General features: G+C 58.9%; 21 protein-coding genes. 20 read left to right on the forward strand and 1 reads right to left on the reverse strand.

Annotated features, from left to right (window positions below; translation table 11 throughout):
• The first annotated feature begins 56 nt into the window (after positions 1-56).
• The 3 genes from GOW93_RS07490 to mltG all read left to right on the forward strand — a co-directional run bounded on the left by GOW93_RS07490 (position 57) and on the right by mltG (position 3,429).
• Complete coding sequence (locus GOW93_RS07490) at positions 57-800, forward strand: HisA/HisF-related TIM barrel protein (RefSeq protein WP_170382759.1); 744 nt, start codon at positions 57-59, stop codon at positions 798-800.
• Between the two features lie 202 nt (positions 801-1,002).
• Positions 1,003-2,268, forward strand: a complete 1,266-nt coding sequence (gene fabF / locus GOW93_RS07495) for a beta-ketoacyl-ACP synthase II (RefSeq protein WP_170382761.1) — start codon at positions 1,003-1,005, stop codon at positions 2,266-2,268.
• Positions 2,269-3,429, forward strand: coding sequence for an endolytic transglycosylase MltG (gene mltG, locus GOW93_RS07500; protein WP_170382763.1), 1,161 nt, complete (start codon positions 2,269-2,271; stop codon positions 3,427-3,429). It begins immediately after the preceding gene.
• 36 nt (positions 3,430-3,465) lie between these two features.
• Here mltG and GOW93_RS07505 read toward each other — a convergent pair whose 3' ends face one another.
• Positions 3,466-4,722, reverse strand: a complete 1,257-nt coding sequence (locus GOW93_RS07505) for a DEAD/DEAH box helicase (protein ID WP_170382765.1) — start codon at positions 4,720-4,722, stop codon at positions 3,466-3,468.
• Between the two features lie 835 nt (positions 4,723-5,557).
• Here GOW93_RS07505 and GOW93_RS07510 point away from each other — a divergent pair.
• The 17 genes from GOW93_RS07510 (at position 5,558) to GOW93_RS07585 (ending at position 19,973) form a co-directional block, all read left to right on the forward strand.
• Positions 5,558-6,928, forward strand: coding sequence for a DNA-packaging protein (locus GOW93_RS07510; protein WP_170383194.1), 1,371 nt, complete (start codon positions 5,558-5,560; stop codon positions 6,926-6,928).
• A gap of 361 nt (positions 6,929-7,289) precedes the next feature.
• Positions 7,290-7,601 carry a luciferase domain-containing protein gene (locus tag GOW93_RS21000; protein ID WP_438826187.1) on the forward strand — a complete coding sequence of 104 codons (312 nt, stop codon included), beginning with the start codon at positions 7,290-7,292 and terminating at the stop codon, positions 7,599-7,601.
• Positions 7,602-7,742: 141 nt separating this feature from the next.
• Positions 7,743-8,903: a phage portal protein gene (locus GOW93_RS07515; RefSeq protein ID WP_170382767.1), complete on the forward strand. Its 1,161-nt coding sequence runs from the start codon at positions 7,743-7,745 to the stop codon at positions 8,901-8,903.
• Positions 8,896-9,114: a GTA head formation protein, RCAP_rcc01685 family gene (locus tag GOW93_RS07520; protein WP_170382768.1), complete on the forward strand. Its 219-nt coding sequence runs from the start codon at positions 8,896-8,898 to the stop codon at positions 9,112-9,114. Before GOW93_RS07515 ends, GOW93_RS07520 begins: the two co-directional genes overlap by 8 nt.
• Positions 9,115-9,140: 26 nt before the next feature.
• Positions 9,141-9,686 carry an HK97 family phage prohead protease gene (locus GOW93_RS07525; protein ID WP_254443488.1) on the forward strand — a complete coding sequence of 182 codons (546 nt, stop codon included), beginning with the start codon at positions 9,141-9,143 and terminating at the stop codon, positions 9,684-9,686.
• Positions 9,687-9,722: 36 nt separating this feature from the next.
• Entirely contained in the window at positions 9,723-10,901 is a 1,179-nt protein-coding gene (locus GOW93_RS07530; protein WP_170382770.1) for a phage major capsid protein, read from the forward strand.
• Positions 10,902-11,072: 171 nt separating this feature from the next.
• Positions 11,073-11,672: a head-tail connector protein gene (locus GOW93_RS07535; protein WP_170382772.1), complete on the forward strand. Its 600-nt coding sequence runs from the start codon at positions 11,073-11,075 to the stop codon at positions 11,670-11,672.
• On the forward strand, positions 11,669-12,007 hold the full coding sequence (locus GOW93_RS07540) for a phage head closure protein (protein ID WP_170382774.1): 339 nt from the start codon (positions 11,669-11,671) through the stop codon (positions 12,005-12,007). The genes GOW93_RS07535 and GOW93_RS07540 overlap by 4 nt, the downstream gene beginning before the upstream one ends.
• Positions 12,004-12,417 (forward strand): DUF3168 domain-containing protein, encoded by a 414-nt coding sequence (locus tag GOW93_RS07545; RefSeq protein ID WP_170382776.1) that lies wholly within the window; start codon positions 12,004-12,006, stop codon positions 12,415-12,417. The genes GOW93_RS07540 and GOW93_RS07545 overlap by 4 nt, the downstream gene beginning before the upstream one ends.
• Positions 12,418-12,437: 20 nt before the next feature.
• Positions 12,438-12,851, forward strand: coding sequence for a phage major tail protein, TP901-1 family (locus GOW93_RS07550; protein WP_170382778.1), 414 nt, complete (start codon positions 12,438-12,440; stop codon positions 12,849-12,851).
• A 4-nt stretch (positions 12,852-12,855) separates the two neighbouring features.
• Positions 12,856-13,176, forward strand: coding sequence for a gene transfer agent family protein (locus GOW93_RS07555; RefSeq protein WP_170382780.1), 321 nt, complete (start codon positions 12,856-12,858; stop codon positions 13,174-13,176).
• The gene (locus tag GOW93_RS07560) at positions 13,173-13,382 is read left to right on the forward strand and encodes a rcc01693 family protein (RefSeq protein WP_170382782.1); all 210 of its coding nucleotides are present in this window, start codon (positions 13,173-13,175) and stop codon (positions 13,380-13,382) included. The genes GOW93_RS07555 and GOW93_RS07560 overlap by 4 nt, the downstream gene beginning before the upstream one ends.
• A complete protein-coding gene (locus GOW93_RS07565; RefSeq protein WP_170382784.1) occupies positions 13,369-14,031 on the forward strand; it encodes a phage tail tape measure protein in 663 nt (220 codons plus the stop codon). Before GOW93_RS07560 ends, GOW93_RS07565 begins: the two co-directional genes overlap by 14 nt.
• Positions 14,032-14,047: 16 nt before the next feature.
• Positions 14,048-14,680: a DUF2460 domain-containing protein gene (locus tag GOW93_RS07570; RefSeq protein WP_170382786.1), complete on the forward strand. Its 633-nt coding sequence runs from the start codon at positions 14,048-14,050 to the stop codon at positions 14,678-14,680.
• A complete protein-coding gene (locus tag GOW93_RS07575; protein ID WP_170382788.1) occupies positions 14,680-15,567 on the forward strand; it encodes a DUF2163 domain-containing protein in 888 nt (295 codons plus the stop codon). The genes GOW93_RS07570 and GOW93_RS07575 overlap by 1 nt, the downstream gene beginning before the upstream one ends.
• A complete protein-coding gene (locus GOW93_RS07580; protein ID WP_170382790.1) occupies positions 15,564-16,010 on the forward strand; it encodes an NlpC/P60 family protein in 447 nt (148 codons plus the stop codon). The genes GOW93_RS07575 and GOW93_RS07580 overlap by 4 nt, the downstream gene beginning before the upstream one ends.
• Entirely contained in the window at positions 16,011-19,973 is a 3,963-nt protein-coding gene (locus GOW93_RS07585) for a baseplate multidomain protein megatron (RefSeq protein ID WP_170382791.1), read from the forward strand.
• The last annotated feature ends 5 nt before the right edge of the window (positions 19,974-19,978 follow it).

The raw sequence follows: 19,978 nt of genomic DNA on the forward strand, positions 1-19,978 counted from the left end.
AGCGCGGCGTATATGGTACACTGGATTGCCATGTGATTGAGCGGAGGAACGGGCTCATGAGGATTTACCCCACTATGGAACTGCAGAACGGCCGGTGCGTTACACTGGATAAGGGCCGTCTGGACAACGCCATGATTTGGCATGTGGATCCAGTGGAAACGGCGCGCGGGTGGTCGGCCGCCGGGGCCGAATGGATGCAGTTGACGGATTTCGACGCTATCGAAGGTCGGGATACCAATGCCGAATTGGTCGAAGAGATCATTCGTACGGCAGAAATGCCGGTGCAGTTGGCCGGAGGGATGCGCACACGCGAACAGGTTGAACACTGGATCGACAAAGGGGCTGGGCGGATCGTGATCGGTACTTTGGCAGCGTGGGATCCCCATCTTGTCAAGGAACTGGCCAAGCTCTACCCGGATCAGATCGTTCTGGCCGTTGACGTGTGGCAGGGCTTTGTCATGACTGAAGGCTGGCGCAGTCAAAGTGCTTTTACACCCGAAGCCTTTATCGAAGCTTTCGCTGACACCCCGTTTGCGGCCATCGTGGTCACGGATATCGACAGCGATATGGAAGACGTCGAAGCGCAACTGGGCCTTATCTCGGGCCTGGCGGAAAAATCCCGCACGCCGATAATCGCAAGCGGTGTTGTACGCACGGCCGACGACATCTCTCGGTTGGCTTATATTCACAATATTTCGGGTGCTATTGTTGGCCGGGCCTTGTTCCGCAAATCGATCAGCCTGGCCGAGGCGCTTGAAGTTGCTCAAACGGCGCACGAACCGGTGGCGCAGTTCCAGTAACGTGTCTGACATTGGACGCCGCCTGTTGTCCGTCGCGGCAGCAGGCGGTTTTTCTTTTTGTATGGTTTGGAGGGACAACGCGGCGCATTCGTTTTGCTTTTGGCAGGATGATGCCGGAAGGGAATACGTCGTGGCTCTTGCCCCCGGCCCCCTGGCCGGGGTATGAGCGGTTCTCAAACAGGAAGCAGGCAAGAGGCATTTCATGCGCAGAGTCGTTGTAACCGGTCTGGGATTGGTCACTCCGTTGGCCAGTGGGGTCGAAGAAACCTGGTCGCGGCTGCTGGACGGAGAATCCGGCGCGGGCCCGATCACTCAGTTCGATGCTGAGGCAAGCGGGGTCACCACGACCTATGCCTGCGAAGTGCCGCGTGGCGATGGCACTGACGGAACGTTTAACCCCGACGATTGGATGCCGCCGAAAGAGCAGCGTAAAATCGAAGATTTCATTCTGTATTCCATCGCGGCTGCCGAGATGGCCTGTAAGGATGCCGATTGGCTGCCCGAAGACGAAGACGCACGTCTACGCACCGGGGTCCTGATCGGTTCGGGCATTGGTGGTCTGGGATCCATTGCGAACACGGCCAACCTGATCCGCGACAAAGGTCCGCGCCGAGTGTCGCCGTTCTTTATTCCGGGTGCGCTGATCAATCTGGCCTCGGGGCAGGTTTCGATCCGCCATGGATTCAAAGGGCCGAACCACTCGGTCGTGACGGCCTGTTCGACAGGTGCACACGCCATTGGTGACGCCAGCCGTATCATCCGCGCCGGTGACGCGGATGTCATGGTGGCAGGCGGTGGTGAGGGCTGCATCTGCGAGATCGGCATCGCGGGCTTCAACGCTTGCAAAGCGCTGTCTACCAAATATGCCGACGATCCGAAAAAAGCCAGCCGCCCATATGACACTAACCGTGATGGGTTCGTCATGGGTGAGGGCGCGGGTATCGTTATTCTGGAAGAGTACGAACACGCCAAGGCGCGGGGCGCGAAGATTTACGCCGAGGTTCTCGGCTATGGCATGTCCGGCGATGCCTATCACATCACGGCACCGTCAGAGGACGGTGATGGCGCGGAACGTTCGATGAAGGCCGCGCTGCGCAGCGCTGGGCTAGAGCCGAAGGACCTGGACTATATCAACGCGCATGGCACCTCGACCATGGCTGATACGATCGAGCTGGGTGCTGTGGAGCGTCTGCTGGGTGAACACGCAAGCAACGCGACCATGACCTCGACCAAGTCGGCCACTGGTCACCTGCTGGGTGCGGCTGGCGCGATCGAGGCAATCTTCTCGATCCTTGCAATCCGAGATCAGGTGGCTCCGCCGACGATCAATCTGGACAACCCGGCAGTTGAAACGCCAATTGACCTTGCACCCAATGCAAAGCGTGAGCGTGAAATCAACGTTGCCCTGTCGAACTCGTTCGGATTTGGTGGCACCAACGCAAGTGTGATCTTCGGAAAGGTCAGCTAAATGTGGCGGGCTTTGGCATCGAATGCGCTGACCATCCTGGTGGTCGGCTTATTCTTGGTTGGTGGTCTGATCCTTTGGGGTCAGTCGCAGTACAAGTCCGAAGGCCCGCTGGAAACCGCCATGTGCCTGCAGGTGAAACGCGGTTCAAACATGACTGTGGTCAGTCAAAAGCTTGAGGATAACGGCGCCATCAGAAGCGCGCTGATCTTTCGGCTGGCCGCAGATTATTCGGACAAGGCCCAGCAGTTGAAGGCGGGCAGCTTTCTTGTGCGCGAAGGCGCGTCGATGGAGCAGATCATCGACGACATTACGCACAGCGGAGCTAGCACCTGTGGGTCCGAGATCGAATACCGGATCGGTGTGACACGTGTTCAGACGCGTGTACGTGAACTTGATCCATCGACGCTGGAATTCGTTGAGATTACCAGTTTTGAAGCCTCTGAAGAGGAAGCCCCTTCTGAATATGTTGAAAAGCGACAAGACTCCGACACGCGGTATCGGGTTTCTGTAGCTGAGGGTGTCACCTCGTGGCAGGTAGCCGAGGCACTGAAGGGGATCGATGTTCTAACCGGTGACGTAACCGAGGTTCCTGCCGAGGGCATGTTGGCTCCGGACAGCTATGAAGTGACGCCGGGAGATAACCGAACTGCAGTGCTGCAAGACATGCAGGAAAAACAGCAGCTTCGGATCAATGCGGTTTGGGAAAGCCGAGAGGGCGGTCTGCCGATCAGCAGCCCCGAAGAGATGCTTATTCTCGCTTCGATCATCGAAAAAGAAACCGGTGTTCCGCATGAGCGTGGACAGGTGGCCAGTGTCTTTGTGAACCGACTGGAACGGGGCATGAAGCTGCAGACGGACCCGACCGTGATCTATGGGGTCACCAAGGGGCAAGGTGTATTGGGCCGTGGTCTGCGCCGTAGCGAATTGCGCAGGGCGACACCCTGGAATACCTACGTGATTGACGGGCTTCCGCCGACACCGATTGCCAATCCCGGTTTAGCCAGCCTTGAGGCTGCCGTGGCTCCGGACGAAACTGATTTCGTGTTCTTTGTGGCAGATGGCACCGGCGGCCATGCCTTTGCGGAAACTCTGGATGAACACAATCGCAACGTTGCCAAATGGCGCGAGATCGAGGCTGAGCGAAACAGTTCAAGCAACTAAGAAAAGGGCCGCGTACAAAACGCGGCCCTTATTTTATTAAGCAGCGGGACGCCTGCGAGGGCGGCGGCGCTTGGCTGATGCGGGTTTTTGGGTTGAATTGGCACCATGGGGTTTGCGTCCCCGGAATCCACCCCGTTTCTGCGGTCTCTTCGGTTCAGCAAACTCGGGCATCGTTCCGCTGGCGATCGGAATTTCGATCTTCATGAGCCTCTGAATCTGGCGCAACTGGTCCAATTCATCTGGCGCGCAGAAGGCAATTCCTTCACCTTCACGTCCGGCACGGGCGGTACGGCCAATCCGGTGGACATAGTTGTCGGGAACCTCGGGCAGGTCATAATTGATCACATAGGTCACACCTGGAATGTCGATGCCGCGTGCTGCGACGTCGGTGGCAACCAATACGTTGATCTCACCGGCCCGGAACGCTTTGATCGCACGGTCGCGTTGACCTTGGCTTTTGTTTCCGTGAATTGAGGCTGCGTTAAAGCCATCGGCCACAAGCCCCTTCATCAGCTTTTCCGCTCCGTGCTTGGTGCGGGCAAAGACCAGCGTCAGTGCATTCATGTCTGCCGAGAGAATTTCGCGCAGTTTCCCCGGCTTTTCTGCCCGACTAAGGAAATGCACAGACTGCGTGATTTTATCTGCTGCTTTGCCCGGAGGCGAAACCTGCACTCGCTGCGGGTTGTTCAGGTAAGATTGGCTGAGTTCCTCCATCAGTTTCGGCATTGTCGCCGAGAACAGCATGGTTTGGCGCGGTGTGCCCAGAGCGGGTTCAATTTTGCGCAAGGCATGGATAAAGCCCATGTCCAGCATCTGGTCAGCCTCGTCCAACACAAGATGGCGGACGGAACTGAGGTCAACGGCGCCACGTTCCATCAGGTCGATCAGTCGGCCTGGTGTTGCGACCAGAATATCGGTGCCGCGCGACAGGAATGAGATCTGTTTGCCGATGGACTGCCCGCCAACCACAGTGGCCACGCGCAGTTTCGTCTTTTTAGTCAGGTCGCGAAGGCTTTCTGCAATCTGGTTCACCAACTCGCGGGTGGGGGCGAGGATCAACGCCTTAACTGTTTTGGGGGCAGGTTTGCCCGGTTGGGCCAAAAGGTGGTCAATCAGCGGTAGGCCAAATGCCAGCGTCTTACCGGTGCCGGTCTGCGCCAGCCCGAGAATATCGCGGCCTTGCAGGGCCAGCGGAATCGCCTGGTTCTGGATCGGGGTGGGTTGGGTGAAGTTGGCGCGCAGCAGCGCGTCATTCAAAGCCGGAGCAAGGCCCAGCATGTCGAAGTCGAACACGTAATAATCCTTTGTAATCCGGGACTGTAAATCAGCCACGGACAAGAGTGTCTGGCCACGCAAATCGCGCGACCGGCAGGGTTTACGCGAAGCCTCGGATAGCACAGGCGAATCCTGTAACGTCCGGCTGTCGCATCAAGAACCCTGCGTGAAGGGGAACTGGAGGTTGTAGTGGCGCTGTAGGGGCCGGGGTTTCGGCCGCCGATGCTCACGCGTCAGCGCTGTCTTGTGGGGCACATGCGGGTTATCGACCGAATTGTCAAGGTTTTGTTCTTGTTTCAATTTGTGCGGGGGGATCCGATGCCTCCAGGTGAACGAACCCACTTTTTAGTGCTTCGAGAGGCTATGCGCGTCGAGGGATGTTATTATGCGGACGATTGACAGGCGCGTAGATCAGAATTTCTTACTTGAGCGCACGCCAAGTGTTGCGCCATGTGTTGCGTAAGTTATTGACATTGCGATAGTAATCATCTATAGGTTGAGTTATGCTAGAAGAAGTGGGCAACGGCCCCGGGGCGACCCGGTGGCCGTTTTTCGTTTCTCTCGTGCGGAGAAAACTCACGCATGAGGTCACAGGCAAACATGACTTTGATTACCCCGGAAGAGCGGATTTCTCAGACGGCCGACTTGTTGCAGTCGCTTGAGCGATCCATTCGCGATTTGCGCCAGACAGCGGAAGAACTGCGCAGGCAGATCGGTGCCGGGGAGGATGCAGACCTTGCCGGAACAGGCAAGCAACTTGGGCAGCTAGAGGGGCTGATCCGAAGTTGTCAGAAAGTGGAGACAAGCTTTGTCGAACAACATCACAGACAAGCCGGAATTGCCCAGGGAGGGTATGCGCTCGACCTTGAGCGGGCTCGATTTGAAATCGGGTGCAGGCTGGCTCGCCTCCGCAGATGCTGCGGTTCGGGAGCGATTTCTGAGTGAGATCGGGGAGGGGGGGCTGTGTGCCCTCCCTTTCTTGTTCGAGTTCTGGGCGCTACCGCATCAATTGCCGCCCGAAGGCGACTGGCGGTCCTGGGTGATCATGGGCGGGCGCGGGGCCGGTAAGACGCGCGCCGGGGCTGAATGGGTGCGCTCGATGGTCGAAGGGTCTTTGCCGTTGGATTGCGGAGAGGCCAGTCGCGTGGCTCTGGTTGGCGAGACTTTTGATCAGGTGCGCGATGTTATGATTTTTGGGGACAGCGGGATCTTGCAGTGTTCGCCTCCGGATCGGAGGCCTGCATGGAAAGCATCGGAGCGGAAACTGGTCTGGCCCAACGGGGCCGAGGCGCAAGCGTTCTCGGCGCATGATCCTGAGGGGCTGCGTGGCCCTCAGTTCGATGCGGCCTGGGTGGATGAACTGGCCAAGTGGAAGAAGGCGGGCGAGACCTGGGATATGTTGCAATTTGCGCTACGGCTGGGGGAGCGGCCTCGGGTCTGTGTGACCACCACGCCGCGCAATGTGAAGGTATTGAAGGAGTTGCTGGCGTCGCCGTCCACCGTGCAGACCCATGCGCCGACCGAGGCGAACCGGGCCAATCTGGCGGAGTCCTTCCTGGACGAGGTGCGCGCGCGCTATGCAGGCACGCGGCTGGGGCGGCAGGAGTTGGATGGGGTGTTGTTGTCGGATGCCGAAGGCGCGTTGTGGACGGGCTCGATGCTGGAGGCGGCGCGGGTGGACCGGGTGCCAGAGTTGGACCGGGTGGTCGTGGCGCTGGACCCGGCGGTGACAGCGGGGTCGGATGCGGATGCCTGTGGGATCGTGGTTGTGGGTGCGCGGGTGAAGGGGCCGCCCGAAGACTGGCGCGCCTATGTGCTGGCCGACCGGACGGTGCAGGGCGTCGGCCCGGCGGGCTGGGCGCAGGCGGCGATTGACGCGATGGATGAGTTCGGCGCTGAACGGCTGGTGGCCGAGGTCAATCAGGGCGGGCAACTGGTGGAAGAGGTCGTGCGGCAGGTGGAGCCTCTGGTGCCTTATCGGGCAGTGCGGGCATCGCGCGGCAAAGTCGCGCGGGCCGAGCCTGTGGCGGCTTTGTACGAACAGGGGCGGGTAAGCCATGTGGCGGGGCTAGACGCACTGGAGGAGCAGATGTGCCAGATGACCGCGCGCGGGTTTGAGGGACAGGGCTCCCCCGACCGGGTCGACGCGCTGGTCTGGGCGTTGCATGAGTTGATTGTAGGGCCAGCCGGGGCGTATCGGCGGCCTAGGGTGCGGAGTTTGTGAGGGGGCCGCAGCCGAGAGCCTAGTAAATCCCCCAACTATGACACTAAGCTCGAACGCAAAACCTACCCAGAAGCATTGCTTTGCACCTAAGTTGATGCGATCATATCGGGACGGGAGGCTAGTTATGAGCATCCGGCACACTTTCCAAATTTGCTTCGTTGTAGCGATGATATGTATTGCTCTTGAGCCTACTGTCGCGCAAAGCATCGAAGTGCCAGAAAGGACAACTCCGAGACCGGAAACAACCCGAGGCGTCCCACATGTCCAGATTGGAGTTGCGCCTGTTCCGGAGTTAACAGAGGACCTATTGAGGCGCGTCAACGAAATTCCTGATGTGGAAGTTCGTGAGACTGTGATCTCAATGCCCGGAGCCAAAGGGTTTTGGTTGGCAGACAACCTTTCGTTAGCGCATCCTGAGGTAATAGTGGGTGGTCGAGAATTTGCACATGTGCATCCTGATGGCTCACTCCACGCATCGCTGGAACCTGAAACGGCTCGGGTCGCGATAGATGCAGGCTGGGCCGTCGCGCACCCCTGGTCGCAAAAACGACCGGGGTGGGAAGGATTTGTGATGATTTTCACTCCTTCATCGGAAAACGAGCTAGACGTTGTTTTCCAATTGGTTTTGGCATCATACAACTATGTGACCGGAAGGTCATTGCAGAGGAATTAGCACCTAGCCGGTGAAGCGGATCGTTTCCTGATCGCCTCTGCGTTGCCCACCCCCCGTACGCCCCATTCTCGAGGCTTAAACTTCTTTCCGTCATAACTCCTCTCAACAAGCCGGGCAGAGCGGCGGCAGAAAGGAGCACAGATGGTATTCGATTTCTTGCGTCGTGGAACGGCTGAAACAGCGCCCGAGGCGAAGGCGAGCGCGGCGGGGCCTGTGGTGGCGTGGCAGACCGGTGGGCGCGTGGCGTGGAGCCCTCGGGACACGGTGACGCTGACGCGGACGGGGTTTTCGGGGAATCCGGTGGGGTTTCGCTCGGTCAAACTGATTGCCGAGGCGGCAGCGGCGTTGCCTTTGGTACTGCAGGATCAGGCGCAGCGTTATGATGTGCATCCGATCCTGTCCCTCATGCGCCGTCCAAATGCGGCGCAGGGGTGGGCGGAGTTGATGGAGGCCTTGTTCGGGCAGTTGCTGCTATCGGGCAATGCCTATGTTGAGGCGGTGCAGGCTGAAGAGGGCTTGCCGGTTGAACTGCACGTATTGCGCTCGGACCGGATGAGCGTGGTGCCGGGTGCGGATGGCTGGCCCAAGGCGTATGACTACGCGGTGGGTGGCAAGAAGCACCGGTTTGCGGCAGAAAATATCTGTCATATCAAGGCGTTCCACCCGCAGGATGATCACTATGGGTTCTCGCCGATGCAGGCGGCGGCGATGGCGATTGATGTGCATAACAGCGCGTCTCGGTGGTCGAAATCGCTGTTGGACAATGCGGCGCGGCCTTCGGGGGCGCTGGTGTGGAAAGGTGATGGCCACGGAGTGATGGCCGAGGATCAGTTCCGGCGTCTGTCTGACGAGATCGAGCAGAACTATCGCGGAGCGCGTAATGCCGGGCGTCCAATGGTTCTGGAAGGGGGGCTAGATTGGAAGCCGATGGGTTTCTCGCCCTCGGACATGGAGTTTCAAAAGACCAAGGAAGCCGCCGCCCGCGAGATCGCGCTGGCCTTTGGGGTCCCGCCGATGCTGCTGGGGATACGAGGCGACGCGACCTATTCGAACTATCAGGAGGCCAACCGGGCGTTTTATCGCCTGACCGTGCTGCCCCTGGTGACGCGGGTGGCGGCGGCTGTGTCGGAGTGGCTGGCGGGCTTTACCGGTGAGGAACTGGTGCTAAAGCCCGATCTGGATCAGGTGCCCGCGCTGTCGGCAGAGCGCGATGCGCAATGGGCGCGGGTCAACGGGGCCGATTTCCTGAGCGATGCCGAGAAACGCGCGCTGCTGGGGCTGCCGGAGCGTGCGGATGGCTGAGGGGTTTCCTCCGTTTGAATGTGCGCCGGGCTTGCGTCTGGACGCGCATGAGCGGGTGGCCGAGATCCAGCACGCTCATCTTTGTCGGCGGCTGGATCAGATCGAAGAGATGATGGAGCGGCTGGAGAAACGGTTGTGGCTGACGGTCTATGGTGTGGCCGCGGTGATCCTGGCGCAGGCGTTTCAGTCATTCCTTGTAGTAACGCCATAATGTCAGTGGATTACATGGAGAAGTTCATGGATTTGGAACACAAATTCACGCGGTTTGGCGATGGGCTTTCCGTATCTGAGGATGCGGTGATCGAGGGCTATGCCAGCCTGTTTGGGCAAGTCGACCAAGGCAGCGATGTGGTTCAGCGCGGGGCGTACCGCGGTTCGCTTGAGGGGCTCAAGGCCGCTGGTCAGCGTGTCAAGATGCTGTGGCAGCACGATCCGGCGCAGCCCATCGGTGTCTGGGACGAGGTGCGCGAGGATGACAAGGGCCTGTGGGTCAAGGGGCGTCTGCTGGAGTGCACGCAAAAGGGCCGTGAGGCGGCGGAACTGATCCGGGCAGGCGCGATGGATGGCCTGTCGATTGGCTATCGCACCAAGCGGGCTGTGAAGAATGATAGGGGCCTGCGGCTCTTGACCGAACTGGAGCTGTGGGAGGTGTCTCTGGTGACCTTCCCAATGCTGCCAAGTGCGCGGGTTACGGCCAAGGGGGCAACCCCTGAAACCGATGAAACCCTGCGCAGTATTGCCGAGGTGTTCAACGATGCCCGGCAGGAGCTGGCGCGAACCTAGCGCGCCTCAAACCCACCTAAAAAACAGGAAGTGCTGATGAGCAAGACCGAAACCCCGGCCTTGACCGGAGAAGGTGCGCCCCTGGTTCAGGAGGTGAAGCAGGCAATGGCTGGCTTCGTGAATGAATTCAAGGGCCTGAAGGCTGAAGTTAAAACCAAACTGCAACAGACAGAAGAGCGACTGACCATGCTGGATCGTAAATCAACAATCGCGGCACGCCCGCATCTTGCGGCCTCGATCGAGGACGGCGCACCGCATCAGAAGGCTTTTGACGCCTATGTGCGCTCGGGCGACGATGATGGTCTGCGCGGGCTGGACATAGAGGCCAAATCGCTGACCAGTGCGGTCAACAGCGACGGCGGCTATCTGGTCGATCCACAAACTGCCGAGATTATCAAGTCGGTGCTGAAATCCACCGCCTCTATCCGCTCGATTGCGTCGGTGGTGAATGTCGAGGCGAATTCGTTCGACGTGCTTATCGACCACACAGATGTGGGTGCGGGCTGGGCAGATGAAGCCTCGACCGCGACCGAGACGGCGACGCCGTCGATTGACCGTATTTCGATCGCGCTGCATGAGCTGAGCGCGCTACCGAAAGCCTCGCAGCGTCTGCTGGACGATAGTGCGTTTGACGTCGAAGGCTGGCTGGCCGGTCGTATCGCCGACAAGTTCGCCCGCGCTGAGGCGGCGGCGTTTATCAGCGGCGATGGTGTCGACAAGCCCAAGGGCATCCTGGACCACGCCAAGGTCGACAACGATGTCTGGGATTGGGGCAATATCGGTTACGTGCCGACCGGAATCGACGGTGGTGTCGACGCCGATGCGATTGTCGATGTTGTCTATGCGCTGGGTGCGCAGTACCGGGTCAATGGTACCTTCGTGATGAACTCGAAAACCGCGGGTCTGATCCGTAAGCTGAAGGACAGCGATGGCCGCTTCCTTTGGTCGGATGGTCTGGCCGCTGGTGAGCCTGCGCGTCTGATGGGGTATCCGGTGCTAATCGCCGAAGATATGCCGGATGCGTCGTCCGACAGTTTCTCAATCGCTTTTGGCGACTTCCAGTCGGGCTACACTATCGCTGAACGCCCTGATCTGCGCGTTCTGCGCGACCCGTTCAGCGCCAAGCCACATGTTCTGTTCTATGCGACCAAGCGCGTGGGCGGAGACGTGAGCGACTTTGCTGCAATCAAGCTGGTGAAATTCGGCACTGCCTAAGCGGTGACGGATCCGGGGGGTGCAGGCCCCTCGGGCGGCGGGCGCGGGCCGGGGTGAGATCCCCCGCGTTGTCTAGCTGCTCCCCTCCGTCCGAGCAACGTGGGGCGGCGCGTGCCTGCCAATTTCCTGAAGTTACGGCCCCGGAGGGGTCCGAGATTGCGGAGTGAATGAATGATGTTGATCGAAGAAACCGCCATCGCGGATGCGGCGCTGCCGGTGGATCAGTTCAAGGCGCATCTGCGGTTGGGAACCGGCTTTGCTGAAGGCAGCGTGCAGGACGAGGTACTAAAGGGATTTCTGCGGGCGGCAATCGCAGCGATCGAGGCGCGCACCGGCAAGGTTCTGATTGTGCGCGAATTTTTCTGGAGTTTGAGTGAATGGCGCGACCCTGCCAGCGAAATTCTGCCCGTGGCTCCGGTGGTATCTTTGAATTCAGTGACTGTCACTGACACAGCGGGTGCGGAAACAGTAGTTGCGGCGGAAACCTATCGATTGGATCAGGACAGCCAGCGGCCGTTATTGCGTCCGGTAGGGGCGAGATTGCCCACAGTTGCCTCTGGTGCCTCAGTCAAAATTGGTTTTACCGCAGGAATGTCGTTTGGTTGGGGCGGCTTACCTGCTGATCTGGGGCAGGCCGTGCTGCTGCTGGCCGCGCATTACTACGAATACCGCGATGAAACGGCTCTGGGCGCGGGCTGCATGCCATTTGGCGTGACCAGTTTGATCCAGCGTTATCGCACGGTGCGGTTCGGTGCGGGGGTGATGCAATGAATGCGCCAAGACTGACCCGAAAGCTGGTGCTTGAGGCGCCAGTGCGCAGCGCTGACGGCGCAGGCGGATACACCGAGACATGGGCTGCGCTGGGCACTCTTTGGGCTGAAGTGACGGCGCGAAGCGGGGCGGAACGCGAGGTGGGCGAAGCTTCGGTATCCCGCGTTGGTTACCGCATCGTGGTACGAGGCGCACCCGAATGGTCCTCAATGCGACCTTCGCCGGATCAGCGCTTTACCGAAGGCGCCCGCCGTTTTGTCATTCGCGCGGTAGCTGAACGAGACCCGCGCGGCCAGTACCTGATCTGTTTTGCAGACGAAGAGGTGGTGGCATGAGTTATGGCATTTCAGCGGCCCTGCAGGCGGCTGTTTATCAGAAACTTTTAGGCGATGCCCAGATCGGCTTGCTGTCCGGTGGCGCAATCTATGATGCGGTCCCTGCCGGGGCTGTACCGCACACCTACGTGACATTGGGGCCGGAAGAGGTTCGGGATGCCTCGGATCAATCGGGTGCGGGTGCCGTGCATCGCTTTACCGTGTCCGTCGTTTCCGAAGCAGCGGGCTTTGGCGCAGCCAAGTCGTTGGCCGGCGCGGTGTGTGATGCGCTTGAGGGGGCTGCGCTGACTTTGGACAGGGGGCGCCTTGTGGGGCTGTGGTTCGAACGCGCCTCGGCCCGCCGCACGGGAACCGGCGGGGCAATCCGCCAGATCGACCTGAGATTCCGCGCCCGCGTGGAAGATGATTAAGCAATCAACGGAGAGAGCATATGGCTGCCCAGAACGGAAAAGACCTGTTGGTCAAAGTAGATATGAACGGCTCGGGCCTGTTCGAGACCATCGCGGGGCTACGCGCCACGCGGGTCAGTTTCAACGCAGAAAGCGTGGATGTCACCAGCCTTGAAAGCCAAGGCGGATGGCGCGAGCTGCTATCGGGGGCAGGGGTCAAGTCGGCCTCGATTTCGGGTTCTGGCGTGTTCAAGGATGCAGGCACGGACGAACGTGCGCGGCAATTGTTCTTTGATGGCGAGACGCCGAACTTTCAGGTGATCATCCCCGACTTCGGGATTGTCGAAGGCGCGTTTCAGGTCACGGGCATTGAATATGCAGGCTCGCACAATGGCGAGGCGACATACGAAATGAGCCTAGCCAGCGCGGGCGCTCTGGCATTCACTGCGCTTTAATCCGATGGCCAATCCATGGACGGGTGAGGTGGCATTGACCATCGACGGGAAACAACGGGTGCTCAAGCTGACGCTGGGAGCCTTGGCGGAATTGGAACAAGAACTGGGCGCCGGGTCCTTGGTTGAGCTGGTGCAGCGGTTCGAAGGTGGGGCCTATTCCAGCGGTGATGTGCTGGCGCTGATCGTGGCAGGACTGCGGGGTGGTGGGGCGGATGTGACCCGCGCTGAATTTATGCACGCCGAGATCCACGGTGGCCCGATGGAGGCTGCCAAGACGGCGGCTGAATTGCTGGCGAGGGCCTTCATGGTGCCGAGTAGCGCATGAGCGGGTTCGATTGGCCCGCCCTGATGCGGGCCGGTTTCGTTGGTCTGCGCCTGACGCCGGATCAGTTCTGGCGTCTGACACCGGCTGAACTGCGGCTGATGCTGCGGCAGGGCGATGGGGTGCCGTCGATGAATCGAGCAGGCTTAAATGCCTTGCTGGCGGCTTATCCGGACAAGGAACAAGGAGAGCGTGATGACGGATCGTGACGGGTTGGACGACCTGCAGGAACAGGGCGAGGCGCTGGGCGACTCGCTGGGGGATGCGGCGTCGATGGCTGCGGCTTTCGACAACCAGATGAAACGGATCAGCGCGGCGTTTGAAGAAACGGGTAAGGACGTTGCAACGTTGGAGCGCGGCATGTCTGGCGGGTTGCGCAAGGCATTTGATGGCGTGGTACTGGATGGCCAAAACCTGTCTGACGCATTGAATGTGCTGAAAGAGTCAATGATCCGCACAGCCTATTCTGCAGCGATCAAGCCGGTGACGGATCACTTTGGTGGCATGTTGGCGAACACGGTCGGAGGTCTGGTGCAGGGTATTTTGCCTTTTGCCGACGGCGGAAGTTTCTCACAGGGCCGGGTGATGCCTTTTGCCAACGGCGGTGTGATCAGCGGCCCCACAACTTTTCCCATGCGCGGTGGCACCGGATTGATGGGCGAAGCTGGGCCCGAGGCGATCATGCCTCTGGCACGCGGGCCGGATGGCAAACTGGGCGTTCGGACTTCGGGCGGAGGTCGCGCGGTGAACGTGGTGATGAACATTACGACTCCGGACGTGGAGGGGTTCCGACGCAGCCAGGGGCAGATTGCCGCTCAGATGAGCCGCGCGTTGGGTCGCGGCAATCGCAACAGGTGAAATGAGGGAGCAGCTCATGAATTTCCACGAAGTCAGATTTCCCGCCAGCCTTAGCTTTGGTTCGGTTGGCGGCCCGGAGCGTCGCACAGATATCGTGACGCTGGCCAACGGGTTCGAAGAGCGCAACACACCCTGGGCGCATTCCCGTCGCCGTTACGACGCCGGGTTCGGAATGCGGTCCCTGGACGATATCGAAACACTGATCTCATTCTTTGAGGCCCGTCAGGGCCAGATGTTCGGGTTTCGGTGGAAAGATTGGTCAGACTACAAATCTGGTACGGCCACGGCAGACGTGGCCTACGACGATCAGGTCATTGCGCTGGGCAATGGTAGCCAAACCGAGTTTCAATTGGTGAAGACCTATAGCTCGGGTGGATTTAGCTATGTCCGGCCGATCGTAAAGCCCGTACTCGGGACAGTGACAATCGGCTTAGAGCAGGACCTTATGCGCGAAGGCATAGACTTCGAGGTGGATCTTGCCAATGGACTGATAGCATTTTCAGCCCCCCCGCCGGAAAATGTGGAGATAACCGCCGGATTTGAATTTGATGTTCCGGTTCGGTTCGACACCGACAAGATTCAGACCAGCGTCGCAAGCTTTCAAGCTGGTGATGTTCCCAATGTTCCGGTTGTCGAGGTGCGCGTCTGATGGGTGGTGATAGGCAGGGGCTGCATACACATCTACAAAGCGGGTTAACCACGACTTGCCGTTGCTGGGCAATCAAGCGCGTGGATGGGCAGGAATTCGGGTTCACCGATCATGACATGGGATTGAGCTTTGAGGGTATCACCTTCAAGGCCAGCACCGGACTGACCGCTACCGCAATCGAGCAGGCGACGGGCCTGTCAATCGACAATTCCGAGGCCATGGGCGCGCTGTCTGATGCTGCAGTCACGGAAAACGATATCGAAGCGGGTCGCTTTGATGGTGCGGAAGTGCGCGCGTGGCTAGTCAACTGGGCCCAACCCGAACAGCGGATATTGCAATTCAGAGGGTCCATCGGCGAGATGCGACGCGCTGGTGGCGCATTCCACGCCGAATTGCGGGGCCTGACGGATTTGCTTAACCGACCATTGGGACGGATTTACCAGAAACCCTGTACGGCCGTTTTGGGGGACGTAACCTGCAAATTCAATCTCGATACGCCTGGGTATTGGGTCGAAGCAGTGATCGCCGAAATGGGGACGGACGGTAACTTGCGGCTAACAGGCGCGGAGGCAGCGGCACCGGCTTGGTTCCAGCGAGGCAGGCTAGACGTTGTCTCGGGGACAGCGAGCGGGCTGTGGGCCGCTATCAAACTGGACGAGCCTATCTCTGGCGGGCGCAACATATCGCTTTGGTCCGGAATTGGTGGCGGCTTGGCCGTCGGAGATCGGGTGCGGCTGACGGCTGGATGCAGTAAGCGAATGAGTGATTGCAGGGAGAAATTCAATAATCTCATAAATTTTCAGGGTTTCCCTGATCTGCCAAGTGAAGATTGGATGCTGGCAGTCCCCAAGCAAAGAAACGCGAACAATGGGGGCAGCAGGCGATGAGTATCGAAAGGCATGTCATTGTTGATGAGGCACGCAGTTGGCTTGGAACACCGTATGTCCATCAAGCTTCGGTCAAAGGCGCAGGCACGGATTGCCTCGGTTTGTTGCGCGGCGTTTGGCGGGCTGTGCTCGGGGGTGAGCCCGAAGCTGTGCCGACTTACAGCATGGACTGGTCAGAGCCTCAAGGTGAGGAGCGCCTGTGGGCCGCAGCGCGTCGGCACCTGATCGAGAAATCTCGCGAGGATACGGTCATGGGCGATGTATTGCTGTTCCGTATGTGTGACGGGCGAGTTGCAAAGCATGTGGGTATCGTCAGTCAGTCAGAATCCGTGCTGCGTTTTATCCACGCATATTCAGGATACGGCGTTGTCGAAAACACGTTGAGTGATCCTTGGCGTCGCCGGGTGGTCGCCTGTTTTGAATTCCCGCTGGAGAATAAGTGAATGGCAACAATAGTTTTTTCCGCAGCAGGGGCTGCACTGGGCGGCGCGATTGGCGGAACGGTTGCTGGGCTGTCAACGGCGGTAGTTGGTCGCGCGGTTGGTGCCACCTTGGGGCGGGTCATCGACCAGCGGTTGATGCACCAGTCTGTTTTGGGAAGCGGCAGCGAGGTTGTCGAGACTGGGCGACTGGACCGATTTCGCCTAACGGGAACCGGAGAAGGTGCACCCGTTGCAACGATATTCGGGCGCATGCGAGTGGGTGGTCAGGTGATCTGGGCGTCGGATTTTCTGGAAACCAAAAGCACAAGCACAACCAGACAAACGGGTGGCGGGGGAAAGGGCTCTCCAAGTACGCCCGAGGTCAAGACCACCACGCATAGCTACAGCTATTCAATTTCTCTCGCAATCGCGGTCGGTGCCGGGCAGATTTCGGATGTTCCCAGGATCTGGGCAGATGGTGAAGAACTGGAACGTTCGGGCCTGAACATGCGCATTTACAAGGGGACGGGCGATCAATTGCCGGACCCTTTGATCGAGGCGATCGAGGGATCAGGTAAAGTTCCTGCCTATCGCGGAACAGCTTATGTTGTGATCGAGGATCTGCAACTGGCATCGTTCGGGAATCGGGTGCCGCAATTTTCATTCGAAGTTGTGCGACAAGAACAACTCGGAATGCCAGATACAGCAGATGCTTTGTCAAAAACGGTGCGTGGTGTGGCGATGATGCCGGGTACTGGCGAGTACGCACTGGCCAGCGAGCAAGTCAATTATACCAAAGGGCGTGGACGTAGCTGGGCGGCAAATGTCAACTCGGCCTCAGGCGTTCCAGATTTGGTGACATCGACGCGGGCGTTGCAATTTGAACTGCCGGCCTGTGACTCAGCCTCTTTGATAGTGTCGTGGTTCGGGGGTGATCTGCGATGCGGCCAATGCCAGCTTCAGCCGAAAGTTCTGCATAAGAACTACGAAGGTGAAAACATGCCTTGGCGTGTGGCAGGCATGAACCGGGAGGCGGCCCAGATTGTACGTCATGAGGACGATCGTCCGCTTTACGGTGCAACCCCCACAGACCAATCAGTGGTGCAAGCGATTCAACATATGAAAAGCATCGGTAAACGGGTGATGTTCTATCCGTTTATCCTGATGGATCAGGTTCAGGGCAATGGTTTGCCCGACCCTTGGTCTGATGCGGACCACCAACCGCATTTGCCCTGGCGTGGTCGGATTACGCTAAGTGTTGCTCCGGGACGAGACGCTTCGCCGGACCGGACGGCAGCGGCGGACGCCGAAGTGGCAGCGTTCTTTGGGACCGCACGAGCCAGCGATTTTATCGTTGGCGACGGTGAAGTGACTTTTACTGGCCCGCAGGAATGGGGCATGCGCCGGTTTATCTTGCACTATGCGGCCTTATGCAAAGCCGCAGGTGGAGTGGACTCGTTCTGCATTGGGTCCGAGATGCGCGGTTTAACCCAGATCCGGGGCTTATCCGGATTTCCGGCTGTGTCCCAGCTGCGCTCTCTGGCTGCCGAGGTGCGTCACATTTTAGGAACGGATACCAAGATCGGCTATGCTGCGGATTGGAGTGAGTATTTCGGCTATCAACCCAATGATGGGTCGGGGGATCGCTATTTCCACCTCGATCCGTTATGGGCGGATGACAATATCGACTTTGTGGGTATCGACAATTACATGCCCTTGTCGGATTGGCGGGATGGCGTGGATCATATGGATGCGCAGTCCGGCGCGCATTCGATCTATGATCTGGGTTACCTGCGCGGCAATATCGAAGGCGGCGAAGGATATGACTGGTACTATGCTTCACCCGAAGAGGCCGAGGCCCAAATCCGGATGCCTATCATAGATGACGACCACGATGAGGCCTGGGTCTGGCGATACAAGGACCTGCGCAATTGGTGGTCGCAACCGCATCACGAACGCATCGGAGGAGTTCGGCAAATTGAACCAACGGAATGGGTGCCGGGTTCGAAACCGATCTGGTTCACCGAACTGGGTTGTGCGGCGATTGAAAAGGGTACCAATGAGCCGAATAAATTTCTGGACCCGAAATCTTCGGAATCCAGCTTGCCGCGATATTCGAACGGGCAGCGCGATGACTTCATGCAGGTCCAATACCTGAAGGCAATGTTGGGTTACTGGTCTGATCCCGCCGTCAATCCGGCTTCAGATCAGTACGACGGGCGCATGGTGGACATGGAAAATACCTATGTCTGGGCGTGGGACGCACGCCCTTTCCCAACATTCCCAAATCTGCGCAGCCAGTGGAGCGATGGCGAAAATTATTCCAAAGGTCACTGGCTAAATGGACGATCGGGTACGCGCACGCTGGCATCAGTGGTCACGGAAATATGTCATGGTGCCGGGGTAGTAGATATTGATGTCTCGCGACTTGAGGGTGTCGTGCGGGGCTACGCGATTGAAGATGTGAGCAGTGCACGCGCTGCATTGCAACCGCTGATGTTGCGCTATGGTTTCGATGCCATTGAGCGGGACGGAGTGCTTTTGTTCCAGATGCGTGATGGTCGCCAGGCTGTGGAACTGGACACTGATATTCTGGCCGAAAGCTCTGATATAGATGGTCAGATTGAGTTCCGCCGAGAGGCCGAGGCCGAATTGACCGGTCGTGTTCGGTTGCGGTTCGTTCAATCAGATGCCGATCACGATGTGGTTTCGGAAGAGGCCATATTGCCTGACACGCGCACGCATTCGGTGTCCGAGAATGAAATGCCCTTGTCGATGACGCGCGCCGAAGGTCGCCAGACGGCCGAGCGATGGCTGAGCGAGGCGAGGGTTTCGCGTGAGACGGCGCGGTTCGCGTTGCCGCCGTCAATGCTGCATTTGGGGGCGGGCGACGTTGTCAGTTTGGCAAAAGAAGGCCACGGTGCACGGTATCGTATCGACCGGCTCGAGCAGGCTGATTTGCAACTGGTCGAGGCGGTTCGTATCGAGCCGAGCGTTTATGAACCATCCGACTTACCCGATGATGTAGTGAGCGCCACGCCTTTTGTTGCGCCGGTACCGGTGTTATCCGTCTTCATGGACCTACCGCTTATCACTGGCTCAGAACGGCCTCATGCCCCGTATATTGCTGCATCGGCCAATCCTTGGCCTGGTGGCGTAGCCGTCTATTCGTCTGCCAATGATGAAGATTACGACCTGCAAGATGTGATCACGGGTCAGGCTATCATCGGTTTTACAGAGACACCTATGATGCGTGCGAGCGCCGGTGTTTGGGATGAAGGTGCGCCATTGCGCGTCAATTTGATCGACGGCGTGCTGGAATCTCGCCCGCGCGAAGCCTTGCTCAACGGCGCCAATCTGGCGGCAATCGGTGACGGAACGCCCGGTAATTGGGAGCTTTTCCAGTTCGCCAACGCAACTCTTCAGGACAGCGGCATCTACACCTTGTCCGGGCGTTTACGTGGACAGCTGGGGACAGATGCGATTGTTCCGGACGTATGGCCAGATGGGTCGATGTTCGTACTTTTGGATCAGAGCGTGTATCAGACCGGTCTATTGCGGTCCGAGCGGCGAGTCAGCAAACACTATCGTATCGGTCCGGCGACACGAGGTTATGACGACCCGTCTTTTGTCCATTTGGTCGAAGCTTTCGACGGGAACGGATTGCGGCCCTACTCTCCGGTGCATCTGCGGGCTAATACTTCGGCTGCAGACGATCAATTTTCCTGGATACGTCGCACTCGCTTGGATGGGGACGACTGGGCTGCGTTGGACGTTCCGCTGGCGGAGGAAAGCGAATCCTATCTGGTTCAAGTTCGCGCAAATGGCGCATTGATCCGAGAGCAGGTCGTCGGTCAGCCGAACTGGGTATATTCCGCCGCAATGAAAGCCATGGATGGCGTTAGCGGGTCCTACGACGTACAGGTGGCACAGATCTCGGCCAGCTATGGCCCGGGCTATCCGGCTAGCCTGACGGTTGCGTAGGCGGG

The organism is Ruegeria atlantica (assembly GCF_013032455.1).
GTDB lineage: Bacteria > Pseudomonadota > Alphaproteobacteria > Rhodobacterales > Rhodobacteraceae > Ruegeria > Ruegeria atlantica_B.